The following is an 11,587-nucleotide window of genomic DNA, read 5'->3' as shown; positions in this document are numbered from 1 at the left end:
TCGGGGTGGCCGTTCCGGATGCGCCTTTATGGCGCCCGGATCGGCGACAAAGGTTGAGCAGCAGCCCGCAGGAGCGCAGCGATATGCGGGGCTTTGGCAGGATCCCGGATATCGCTGCGCTCTTCCGGGCTACGGAAGTGGCGCCCATGAGCATCGCCGAAGCCTACGACATGCCGGCTGCACGCGCGCCGCTGGTGCCGCCAAGCCCGCCACGGGCCGCCAGCGACATGAATATGTTCGGGCGGCTGAAGGCGATCCGCATCAGCCCGATCGGCATGTGGGGCCAGCGGGCCTATGAGGAAGATATCGTCCAGGGCCGCTTTTTCGGGCACAGCAGCTTCATTCTGAACGCGCCCGATGCGATCCGGCATGTGCTGGTCGACAATTACGAAAACTATACGCGCACGCCGGTCAGCTTGCGGGTGTTACGTCCGATATTGGGCCAAGGCCTGCTGATTGCCGAAGGACGCGCGTGGAAACACCAGCGCCGGACGCTCGCGCCGGCCTTCACGCCGCGCGCGGTGACGCCGCTCGTTCCACACATGCTGGCGGCGACCGACGAGACGGTCGCCAAGCTCAGGGCCGGCAGCAACGCGCCCGTCGACCTGCGCGAAGCCATGCAGCGGATGACGCTGGAGATCGCCGGCCGCACGATGTTTTCGTTCGGGATGGATCGCCATGGCGCTGCGTTGCGCGATTTCGTCATGGAATATGGCGAGCGGCTGGCGCATCCGCGTTTTCTCGATTTATTGCTGCCGCTGAGCTGGCCGAGCCCGCAGGATCTTTCCCGCGCCCGCTTTCGCAAGCGCTGGACGGCCTTCGTCGGCATGCTGATGGCCGAACGCCGCGCCGCCGGCAAGAACGAGGGCGCGCCGGCGCGCGACCTGTTCGACCTGATGGGTGACGCGCGCGATCCGGAAACCGGCGAGGCCTTCACCGATGCGCAGCTCGGCGATCAGATCGCGACCATGATTCTGGCCGGCCACGAGACCACGGCCACCGCGCTGTTCTGGGCGCTCTACCTGCTGGCGCTCGATCCTGCGATCCAGCAGGACGTCGCCAATGAGGTGCAGGGCGCAACCGCCAATGGGGCGCTCGATATCGAGCGGCTGAAATTCACCCGTGCGGTGATCGACGAAACCATGCGGCTCTATCCGCCGGCGTTCCTGATTGCGCGTGCAGCCAGCGTGCCGGATACGATCATGGGGCTTCCGGTCAAGAAGCAGGATGTCATCCTGATCGCGCCATGGCTGTTGCATCGGCACGAAAAACTCTGGCGCGATCCGAACGCCTTCATCCCGTCCCGCTTCATGATCGGCACGCCGCCCGATCGCTTCGCCTATCTGCCGTTCGGCGTCGGCGCACGCGTCTGCATCGGCGCGCATTTCGCGCTGGTCGAAGCCACGCTGGCGCTGGCGAAGATGATCGGCGCGTTTCGGGTCACGCTGGTCGACAAGCAGCCGGTGATGCCGATCGGTGTGGTGACGACGCAGCCGGACCGTTCGCCGATGTTTGCCATCACGCCCCGGTAGTCGTCGAGCCGAAAGCCCCGGATGATCCGGATGGATTGCCGGCGAAGAAAACGCGTCAAACAACAACCGGCACCTTGCGGAGCCGCTTTGTGAACGTCATCTAGGTTGTCAGCATGAGCAATACCGAGGCCCAGTTCTCAGTTCTGCGGCAGACCGCCGACCCCGCGGTCGTCGACGCCATTTCGCAGTTGATCGCGAAGGGCAACGATCGCGATCTCAACCGGATCAATCTGCTGGATTTTTCCGCACGGAACGGGTTGGACGAGGAAAAGGTTATTTCGGCCTTCCTGCATTCAGCGCGGCTCGGGCTGTTCGATCTCAGCTGGAATGTCTTGTGTCCCGGCTGTGGTGGCGTGCTCGGTGCGCACGACACCCTGAAATCCCTTCGGCACGACGACTACAATTGCGCGTTATGCGCTCAGGGTTATGAGGCATCCGTCGACGACCGCGTGGAGGTTTCTTTCACCGTCAGTCCCCGCGTCAAGCGCATCGCCGCTCACGATCCCAATACGCTGCCGATCTGGGAATATAACCGCCAGATATTCTGGAGCTCGGGGATGGACCTGAGCGAGGAATCGATCACGCGGCTGATCGACGAGGTCTCGCTCGAGGCCATGGAACTGCCGGCAGGCGAGAAGGCGGTGCTGTCGCTGCAACTGCCAAATCAGTTCGTGATCGTATTCGAGCCGGTGACGCATTCGGCGCATTTTCTGGATATCCAGGGCGAGCCGACCCGCGAGCGCCAGCAGTTTTCCATCGTCTTCAACAAGCTGCACGCGCCGACCGGCACGACCGTGATGCGTCCGGGGCCGCTGCGTTTGTCACTCGAAAACCAGACCGACCACCGGGTGCTACCCGCCGTCTGGATCGCCAACGATACGCTCCATGAGCTGCTCGGCAAGCGCAAGCCGATCCTGACCGCCAAGCGGATGCTGTCGAACCAGACTTTTCGCGACGTCTTCAAGGCTGACAACCTCAACGTCGATCAGCGCCTCAAGATCACCTCGCTGACGTTCCTGTTCACGGACCTCAAGGGCTCCACTGCGCTCTATGAGCGGGTCGGCGATCTCGCTGCCTTCGATCTGGTGCGGGCGCATTTCCATGCGCTGCTCGAAATCATCGCCTCCGAGAAGGGCGCGGTGGTGAAGACGATCGGTGACGCCGTGATGGCGACCTTCATCCGGCCGGAACATGCGATCGTGGCGGGGTTGCGCATGCGCGCGGCGATGGCCGCACTCAATGCCGAGCGCGGCCGGGAGGACCTGGTCGTCAAGATCGGCATCCACGAGGGCCCATGCCTGGCGGTGATGCTGAACGAGCGGCAGGACTATTTCGGCCAGACTGTCAACATCGCTTCAAGGGTGCAGAGCCTGTCGACTTCGCAGGAGATCCACATCACCAGCCCGGTGATCGAATCGCCCGCGGTCGCCACCATTCTGGAAAAAGAGTCGATCAGGCCGATCCAGAAGGAAGCCGCGCTGCGCGGCATCGCCGACAAGATGGTGGTGTACGAGATACCCTAGAGCTTCGGTTCTGATTGAATCAGAACCGAAGCTCTAGATTCTTTTTCTGACGCGTTTTCTTCACGCGAACCGGTATCCACTTCGCTCGAAAACGCTATGGAGCGCGCTATTCGATCACGATCTCGCCGGTCATGCCGAGCTCGGCGTGGGTCTTGCCGTCGCTGGTCTTGATGTCGCAGTGCAGGTCGCCGGCGCGGCCGGCCGCGATCGGCACCAGCCACCATTCGGCGGATTGTCCCGGATAGACCTCGATCTCGCGGATCGCGCCCTTGAATTCGGCGAGCGTCACGGTCTTGCCGTTCTGTTGCTGCGTCACCTGCGCCTTGCGTGTGAACACCATCTGCGAGAACGCGTGCGAGGTGAAGTAATGCGGATCGCTGCTCGTGTTGCGCAGGATCAGCTTGTAGAGCTTGCCGGTTTCAAACTTGAGCTGCTTCGGCGCGAATTCATGTTTGCCCGGTGAACCCAGATCGACCGTCACCTCGATCGGCGTCTGCCGCGACAGGTCGCCCGCCGCCAGCGCAGCTCCTGAGGCCACTCCCAGCACAACGGCAGCACCCAGTGCGAAGCGGAAGGAGAACATGTTCGTTTCCTTTTGAAAAATCGCTTGTTGAAACAACGAGTTCACCGTTAATGCAAATGCGAACGACTTGCAATTGGATATCGGCCCGCTGCCTGCGGCGAATCGCGCAGCCGGCCTCAGGGCCGGCAAGCCGCGTGTTCCGAAGGCGGCAGGTTTTGCGCGTTGAACCCACGCCCGCGGGCTTCGACTCAACAAGAAGCGAAGGCTCGGCAGATCGCTGCGGCCGCTGTGGGGGTTTCGCGCAGATGTTTTCCGTCCATTCAACGTGACGTCGATTTAATCTGCCTGCACCGTCAGGCATTCATCGCGCGGATTGCGGCGGTCAAATTTTCAACCATATTCACTGAACGGCTTTCACGACTTTGCAGGTAGATTGATGCTCGACGGACTGCGCCAATTCATTGCCGACATCGTTGCGCCCAGTGCGGATCCGGATCTCGCGTTCGACGATACCGGGTATCTGCTGGCGGCGACCGCGCTGCTGGTTCACGTCGTCTCGCTCGATGGCGAGCCGAGCGCGATCGAGAAACGCAAATTGCACGGTCTGATCGAAAACCGCTTCAAGCTCGATCCCGGTACGGCGGATCATCTGATCGCGTCGGCGACGCGGGCTGAAGGCGAGGCGGTCGATCTCTATCATTTCACCAGCGTCATCATGCGTTCGGTCAATGAGGAGGGCCGGCTCCGCATCATCGAGATGATGTGGGAGCTGGTATATGCGGACGGCCAGGTCAGCGAGTTCGAGGACAACGTTGTCTGGCGTGCGGCTGATCTGCTCGGCATTTCCTCGCGCGACCGGATCGATCTCAAGCACAAAGTGGCGGAGCAGCGGCAACCGGCCTCGTCCGGGGGCCTTTCGAAAGCGGCCGACGTGACGACGTAGCGGCGGCGCGATCACGCCGATGGATTGCGCGTCACGGCAGATGACGAAACTTTAATGTGCCGTGCCATCGGCCGCGAACAAACGCGATAGGCCTGAAAATATTGAACTTCGATTGCCGGGAAACGCAGCGATGCATGGGCATATGCCATGCACGTGGCTTGCGTCACACCACGCGCCTATGCTCTCGTTCCGGCGCTGGCGGCTATCTGCAATTGATTTAAGAGCATTCAATCGTGACCGATCGTGTGACGCTGATTACCGGTGCATCGGCGGGAATAGGCACCGAACTGGCGCGCGTTTTTGCATCCCGCGGTCATCGTTTGGCGCTGGTGGCGCGGCGCGCCGACCGCCTGGAAGCGCTGGCGGCTGAAATCACGGCTGCGGGCGGCGCCGCGCCGATCGTCATTCCCTGCGACCTTGCACAGCCCGACTCCGGCGACCGGATCGCCGAAGCCCTGGCGGCCTGCGGCGTTGAGGTCGAATACGTCGTCAACAATGCCGGGTTCGGCCTGTTCGGCAGAGCGGTCCAGCGTGACAGGGCGGTCCAGCTCGAGATGATCGCGGTCAACATCCGCGCGCTCACGGATCTGTCATTGCGGTTTTCCGATCACCTGATTCGCAATCGCGGCGGGCTGCTGAATGTTGGCTCGATCGCCGGCTTTCTGCCGGGCCCGGGAATGGCGGTCTATTACGCCACCAAGGCCTATGTGCTGTCCTTCACGGAGGCGATGCGGGCCGAACTGGCGCCGCATGGCGTGCGCGTGACCGTGCTCTGTCCCGGTCCGGTGCCGTCGGAATTCCAGGCGCGCGCCGGGTTCAGGCCTGGTTTCGATTCGGCCGTTCTCAAGGTTTTGCCCGCCGCCGTCGCGCAGCAGGCCTATCGCGGATTGATGGCGAACAAGCGGGCAGTGATGCCCGGCTTCGGCATCAAGATCGTGCCGTTCCTGCTCCGGCTGTTTCCGCGCTCCTTCATCCTGGGCGCCGTCGGCCGCCTCCAGCTCCGTCAGCGCTGAGAAAACCACGGGTTTTTACGGGGAAAGCGTGCGCGTGCCAAAAACGCGCGGCGGAGACGTCATCTGGCCCGCGACTTGCTTGGAATCTTTAGAGTGTGCGTGAACTCACGCGAAATTAAGACTCACTTAGTTATGGTCTCGGTTTGAGTGCCCCAGGGCAATTTCAATGTCGTTCCGGTCGAGCAAAATTGGCGACAACATCCTGCCCTTTCCGGGCCAAAGGACGCTGGTTGCGCCTCACTCGACGCCCCTCTCGCCCGTTCTGATCGTTCTCCATCAGGAGACCTCGACGCCCGGACGGGTCGGCAATGCGCTGCGGGCGCTCGGCTACTCCCTCGACATCAGGCGTCCGCGGTTCGGCGATCCCCTGCCGGACACGCTGGAGCAGCACGCCGGCGCGGTCATCTTCGGCGGCCCGATGAGCGCCAACGATTCCGACGATTATGTCCGCCGCGAGATCGACTGGATCGAAGTTGGCCTGCGTGAGCAGCGGCCGTTTCTCGGTATCTGCCTGGGCGCGCAGATGCTTGCCAAACAATTGGGCGCGCAGGTCGCGCCGCATCCCGAGGGCCGGGTCGAGGTCGGCTACTATCCGATCCGTCCGACGGAGGCCGGTCACGCGCTCTGCCTAGACTGGCCGGAGCGTGTCTACCACTGGCACGGCGAAGGATTTCAACTGCCGCGCGGCGCAAAACTGCTTGCCGAAGGCGACGACTTTCCGGTGCAGGCGTATCAGCACGGTCATGCGTTCGGCTTCCAGTTTCATCCCGATGTGACATACGCCATGATGCATCGCTGGACCACGCGCGGCTGCGTCCGCATGGATTCGCCGGGCGCCCAGCCGCGTCACCTTCACTTCGAAGGCCGCGCGGTGCACGACGTGATCGAACGGGCGTGGTTGAAGAATTTCATTGCGGGCTGGATCGCGTGCGCGCCGCGCGCGGTCATGCTGGATGCCGCCGAATAGCCGTCACGCGGAATTTGCCCGCGCGTCCGAGCGCCTTTCAAAATCCCCGGATGTGATAGTGTCGCTGCCTGAAGCCTGCGGATACCAGCAGGCGAATGGGAGACGACATGACCGGCGACGAATTCGCATCGCTGCTCGGTGATTTCACGCTATCGGCGGAGTCAGGCGACGGCGCGCGCTTCGCCAGCCATTTCACCGAAGACGCCGTCTATCACGACTACATCTACGGCCCGCATCGAGGCCGCGCCGACATCGCGCATATGATGCAGAACCTGTTTCACCGCGACGCGGCCGATTATCGCTGGGAAATGTTCGATCCCGTATTCGACGGGCGTCAGGGTTATGCGTGGTCGTTGTCGAGCTTCACGTCGACCATTCCGCAGTTCAAGGGCCGGCGCGTGGTGATCGACGGCATGAGCCGCTTCATCGTGCGCGATGGGCTGATCGCGGAGTATCGCGAGTCCGTCAATGGTGGCGTCGCCATGGCGCAGCTCGGCGTCGAACCGGCGCGGATGGAGAAAGTGTTCCGGCGCTGGACGGGATGGCTCAGCGAGCGCCCGGAAACGTTAGATTATCTGGCGCGGCCCAAGGGCTCGCGCGCGAAACGTCAATGACAAGAACAACAGGGAGATCGCCGTGACCTATCAACATATTCTCTACGAGGTGAGCGACAAGATCGCGACCATCACGCTCAACCGGCCTGACCGCATGAATGCGTGGACCGCGACCATGGAGCGCGATGTGCGCCACGCGATCGAGGCGGCGGCCGCCGATGACAACGTCCGCGTCATCGTGCTCACTGGTGCCGGCCGCGCGTTCTGCGCGGGCGCCGATATGGAAGCCCTGCAGGCCATCGATCCCGGCGAAATCAGGCGCGGCGAGAGCACGCCGCCGTTCGACATGAACCGCCGGGCGGATTGGCAGACGCGCTATGCCTATTATCCGGCGATCCCAAAACCCGTGATCGGCATGCTGAACGGCGCCACCGCCGGCATCGGCCTCGTCCATGCGCTCTATTGCGACCTGCGTTTTGCCGCCGACAATACCGTCTTCACCACCTCGTTCGCGCGCCGCGGGCTGATTGCCGAGCACGGCATCAGCTGGATGCTGCCGCGCATCGTCGGCCACGCCAACGCGCTCGATCTTCTGATGTCCGCGCGGCGGGTGAGCAGCGAGGAGGCGCTGCGGATCGGGCTGGTCAACCGCCTCTACCCGCCAGAGCAGTTGCGCGAGCAGACCTATGCCTATGCGCGCGATCTCGCCGATTTCGTCTCGCCCAGCGCGATTTCGGTGATCAAGCGCCAGCTCTACGATGTGCCGTTCCAGACGCTCGCCGAGGCCACCATCGACGCCAACCGGGAAATGCAGATCGCGCTGAAGGGGAGCGATTTCCGGGAGGGGGTGGCGAGTTTTGTGGAGAAGCGGCCGCCAAGATTTACGGGGAAGTGAGGGGGCCTGCCGGTCAGAGGCTTGCCCAGGCCCGTCTTCGCCCTTCGGGCTACGCCGAGGCAGCGTTCGCTACGATGGAGGCTTGCCTAGCCGAAGCAGGCGCAGCCTGCGAAGGCTGGTGGAGCCAGGCGGGATCGAACCGCCGACCTCGTCATTGCGAACGACGCGCTCTCCCAGCTGAGCTATGGCCCCGTCGCGACCGCCTCAAGATGACCCGAAGCGATCGACAATCGGCGCCATTTACAGTCCGGCCCAAGGCCAAGTCAAGAACGGTGCAAGAAATCTGAAACGGCTGATTTTGGCGTCATTTTGCCGGGAACTTCCCTTGTTTGCGGGGGGATGAACCGATATCTAGCTGGATATCCCTCCTCGCGAGCCCCCGCCACATGCGCGCTATCCTGGAAGTCATTCTGATCGTCTTGGACCTTTATGTCTGGTTGCTGATCGCCTCCGCGATTCTGTCCTGGCTAATCGCCTTCAATGTCGTCAACACCCGCAACCAGTTCGTGGCTGCGGTGGCGGAATTCCTGTACCGGATCACCGAACCGGCGCTGGCGCCGATCCGCAGGTTCATGCCCAATCTGGGCGGCCTCGACATCTCGCCGATCATCCTGATCCTGATCATTATCCTGATTCAAAAGCTCATCGCGTATAATGTGGCGCCCTATTTCACGTAAGCCGCGATGGATCCTTGGCGCTATTCCACCGAGGGCATCAGTGTCGCGCTGCGGGTGACGCCGCGCGGCGGTCGTGACGACATCGACGGTGTTGAAACGCTCGCCAACGGCCGTTCCGTGCTCAAGGTGCGTGTTCGCGCCGTTGCCGATGGCGGCGAGGCCAACCGCGCGGTGACCGAATTGCTCGCGAAGGCGCTTGGCGTCCCGAAGGCGAAAGTGAAGATCCTGTCAGGCGTCACGTCGCGGCTGAAACAAGTTGCCGTCGACGGCGATCCCAAAAATTCTCGGCGAAACGCTGCGAAAGGCGGCCGCCGCCAAGCCGGACAAAGCATGATCCGGAAAAGTGGGAACCGGTTTTCCGAAATGATCATGCGTAAAACGGAAGACGAAGGATTGAGATGACGGCACGGATTATCGACGGAAAAGTCATTGCGGCGGAGCTTCGCGCCCGCGTCGCCGACGAGGTCGCCCGGGTCAAGCGCGAGCATCAGCTCACGCCGGGCCTTGCGGTCGTGCTGGTCGGCAACGACCCCGCCAGCGAGGTCTATGTCCGCAGCAAGCACACGCAGACGCAGGCCGCCGGCATGGCCTCGTTCGAGCACAAACTGCCCGCCGGCGTGGCGCAGGCCGATCTGCTGGCGCTGATCTCAAAGCTCAACGGCGATCCCGCCGTGCACGGCATTCTCGTGCAATTGCCGCTGCCGAAATCGATCCACACTGAAACCATCATCAACGCGATTGATCCCGCCAAGGATGTCGACGGCTTGCACCCCAATAATGCCGGCCGGCTCGCCGGCGGCTTTGCCGCGCTGTCGCCCTGCACGCCGCTCGGTTGCATCATCCTAACCAAGAGCGTGCATGCTTCGCTGGAGGGCATGAATGCGATCGTGATCGGCCGTTCCAACCTGGTCGGCCGTCCCCTGGTGCAATTGCTGCTCAACGAGAATGCCACGGTGACGATCGCGCATTCGCGCTCAAAGGATCTGCCGCAACTCTGCGCCCGCGCCGATCTGGTCTATGCCGCTGTAGGCAAGCCCGAAATGGTGCGCGCCGACTGGATCAAGCCGGGCGCCACCGTGATCGACGTCGGCATCAATCGCTTGCCCCTGGCCGATGGCAAGACCGGCCTGGTCGGCGACGTCGCCTTCAAGGAAGTGGTCGAGGTGGCTGGCGCGATCACCCCTGTGCCCGGCGGCGTCGGACAGATGACGGTGGCGTGTTTGCTGGTGAACACGCTGCGGGCGGCTTGTGCGATTCACGGGCTGCCGAAGCCGGGGGTTTGATTTCTTCTCCCTCGCCCCGTTCTTGCGGGGGGAGGGTCGGGGTGAGGGGCTCTCACCGCGCATTCATCTCGTCGACTGGAATCGCGGATGGACCCCTCACCCCAACCCTCTCCCCGCAAGAGCGGGGCGAGGGAGCGCTAACATCTCACCCAGCCGCATTCTCGATCAGTCGTCTATAAAACCGGATCATGTCGGCATAGCCCTCGACGGGTAGGCGCTCGTTGGTGCCATGGAAGCGCTTCAAATCTTCCGAATTGGCGCGCACCGGCGAGAAGCGGAAAATCTTGTCGGTGATCCCTGTGTAGTGGCGCGAGTCGGTGGCGGCGACCATCAGGCCGGGCGCGACAATCACATCCGGATAGATTTCCCGGATGGTCCGGTTGAGCATCTGGAACGACGGGCTTGTGGTCGCCGTCACCGGCGGCGGGTCGGTATTGCCGGGAAACGGTTTGATGGAAATGCGATCGTTGGCGATCGTGCTGCGCACATGATTGATCACGCTCCCCTGCGTATCGCCGGGGATCAGGCGGAAGTTGACGGTTGCCTCGGCATTGCCGGGCAGCACATTGTCCTTGTCGCCGGCATTGAAGATCGTCAGCGCCGTGGTGGTGCGCACCATGGCTTCCGTCGGTCCGCTCTTTTCGAACTCCCGCAGCAATAGCGGCTTGAACAGCCAGAGGTTCGACAGCACCACGCGGTTGAAGCCGGACATCTCGGGCGCCAGTGAGTCGAACATTTCCGAAACCGTGCTGCGGATCTGCATCGGCAGGCGATGATCTTCCAGCTGCGCCAGCGCGGCGCTCATCATGCCGATCGCGGTATCGCGCGGCGGCATCGACGAATGGCCGGGCGTTGCCTGCGCGTTCAAGACCAGCGTGGCATAGCCCTTTTCGGCGACGCCGATCAGCGCGGCCGGCTTGTCGAGGCCCTTCATGATGCCTTCGGTGATCAACAGGCCCTCGTCGATCACGAAGTCGAGGCGGATGCCGCGCGAGGCGAGCAGTGCCGCGATCGATTTGGCGCCGGCGGTACCCGCGGTCTCTTCGTCATGGCCGAACGCAAAATAGATCGTTCGCTTGGGGCGGAAGCCGGCCTTGGTCATCGCCTCGGCGGCCTCCAGCATGGAATAGAGGTTGCCCTTGTCATCCCAGGAGCCGCGGCCCCAGATGAAGCCATCTGATATCACGCCGTCAAAGGGCGGCTGTTGCCAATCCTTCTCGGTGCCGGGCGCCACCGGCACGACATCCTGATGCGCGAGGAATGCGATCGGCTGCGCCCTCGGGTCGGTGCCTGTCCATGTGTAGAGCAGGCTGTAGCGACCGACGATTTCGCGTTTGGCCGCGGCATGAAATGCCGGAAAGCTCTTTTCGAGATGCGCACGCATGCCGCGCAGCGCCTCGGCATGCTGGTCGGGCTTCTCGTAACTTGAAATGGTCCGGAAGCGGATCGCTTCGGCCAGGCGCGCAGCGGATGCCTGTGCGTCGACGTCGGCGCGCGGCACGGCCGCCACCTGAAGCTGTCGCGAACCGCGGGTGAAGGTGTTGAACGCCAAAACGCCGGCGAGGATGACGATAACGGCGATCGCAAGCAGCAGGATGTTGCGGATGATGCGAATCAGCCGGCGCATGGTGTTTTCCCCCGTCATTGCGAGCCAACGGGCCGGCGCAAAGCGCCGCC

General features: G+C 62.9%; 11 protein-coding genes, 1 tRNA gene and 1 pseudogene. 10 read left to right on the top strand and 3 right to left on the bottom strand.

Annotated features, from left to right (window positions below; genetic code table 11):
- Positions 1–146: 146 nt before the first annotated feature.
- Together V1283_RS37295 and V1283_RS37290 are read left to right on the top strand one after the other, a co-directional pair.
- Positions 147–1,532 (top strand): cytochrome P450, encoded by a 1,386-nt coding sequence (locus tag V1283_RS37295; protein ID WP_334391579.1) that lies wholly within the window; start codon positions 147–149, stop codon positions 1,530–1,532.
- A gap of 113 nt (positions 1,533–1,645) precedes the next feature.
- The gene (locus V1283_RS37290) at positions 1,646–3,055 is read left to right on the top strand and encodes an adenylate/guanylate cyclase domain-containing protein (RefSeq protein WP_334391578.1); all 1,410 of its coding nucleotides are present in this window, start codon (positions 1,646–1,648) and stop codon (positions 3,053–3,055) included.
- A 106-nt stretch (positions 3,056–3,161) separates the two neighbouring features.
- On the opposite strand, the gene V1283_RS37285 is transcribed toward V1283_RS37290, so the two are convergent.
- Positions 3,162–3,638 (bottom strand): hypothetical protein, encoded by a 477-nt coding sequence (locus tag V1283_RS37285; RefSeq protein ID WP_334391577.1) that lies wholly within the window; start codon positions 3,636–3,638, stop codon positions 3,162–3,164.
- A gap of 376 nt (positions 3,639–4,014) precedes the next feature.
- On the opposite strand from V1283_RS37285, the gene V1283_RS37280 reads away from it, so the two are divergent.
- The 5 genes from V1283_RS37280 (at position 4,015) to V1283_RS37260 (ending at position 7,950) form a co-directional block, all read left to right on the top strand.
- Positions 4,015–4,521, top strand: coding sequence for a tellurite resistance TerB family protein (locus V1283_RS37280; protein WP_334391576.1), 507 nt, complete (start codon positions 4,015–4,017; stop codon positions 4,519–4,521).
- Between the two features lie 233 nt (positions 4,522–4,754).
- Positions 4,755–5,534 (top strand): SDR family NAD(P)-dependent oxidoreductase, encoded by a 780-nt coding sequence (locus tag V1283_RS37275; protein ID WP_334391575.1) that lies wholly within the window; start codon positions 4,755–4,757, stop codon positions 5,532–5,534.
- Positions 5,535–5,700: 166 nt separating this feature from the next.
- A complete protein-coding gene (locus V1283_RS37270; protein WP_334391574.1) occupies positions 5,701–6,501 on the top strand; it encodes a glutamine amidotransferase in 801 nt (266 codons plus the stop codon).
- Between the two features lie 107 nt (positions 6,502–6,608).
- Positions 6,609–7,115, top strand: a complete 507-nt coding sequence (locus V1283_RS37265; protein ID WP_334391573.1) for a nuclear transport factor 2 family protein — start codon at positions 6,609–6,611, stop codon at positions 7,113–7,115.
- A 22-nt stretch (positions 7,116–7,137) separates the two neighbouring features.
- On the top strand, positions 7,138–7,950 hold the full coding sequence (locus tag V1283_RS37260; protein WP_334391572.1) for an enoyl-CoA hydratase: 813 nt from the start codon (positions 7,138–7,140) through the stop codon (positions 7,948–7,950).
- Positions 7,951–8,066: 116 nt separating this feature from the next.
- Here the strand turns inward: V1283_RS37260 and V1283_RS37255 are convergent.
- A tRNA-Ala gene (locus tag V1283_RS37255) sits at positions 8,067–8,142 on the bottom strand.
- A 194-nt stretch (positions 8,143–8,336) separates the two neighbouring features.
- On the opposite strand from V1283_RS37255, the gene V1283_RS37250 reads away from it, so the two are divergent.
- From V1283_RS37250 to folD, 3 genes and pseudogenes are all read left to right on the top strand, one after another.
- Positions 8,337–8,627, top strand: coding sequence for a YggT family protein (locus tag V1283_RS37250; RefSeq protein WP_334391571.1), 291 nt, complete (start codon positions 8,337–8,339; stop codon positions 8,625–8,627).
- A 6-nt stretch (positions 8,628–8,633) separates the two neighbouring features.
- Positions 8,634–8,961: pseudogene (locus V1283_RS37245) on the top strand (DUF167 domain-containing protein).
- Between the two features lie 64 nt (positions 8,962–9,025).
- Positions 9,026–9,910 carry a bifunctional methylenetetrahydrofolate dehydrogenase/methenyltetrahydrofolate cyclohydrolase FolD gene (folD, locus tag V1283_RS37240; RefSeq protein ID WP_334391570.1) on the top strand — a complete coding sequence of 295 codons (885 nt, stop codon included), beginning with the start codon at positions 9,026–9,028 and terminating at the stop codon, positions 9,908–9,910.
- A 145-nt stretch (positions 9,911–10,055) separates the two neighbouring features.
- Here the strand turns inward: folD and V1283_RS37235 are convergent, their stop codons facing one another.
- Positions 10,056–11,537: a M20 family peptidase gene (locus V1283_RS37235; RefSeq protein WP_334391569.1), complete on the bottom strand. Its 1,482-nt coding sequence runs from the start codon at positions 11,535–11,537 to the stop codon at positions 10,056–10,058.
- Positions 11,538–11,587 lie beyond the last annotated feature (50 nt).

The sequence above is a fragment of the Bradyrhizobium sp. AZCC 2262 genome (assembly GCF_036924535.1).
GTDB lineage: Bacteria > Pseudomonadota > Alphaproteobacteria > Rhizobiales > Xanthobacteraceae > Bradyrhizobium.
This window is presented reverse-complemented; position numbering and strand designations above follow the sequence as displayed.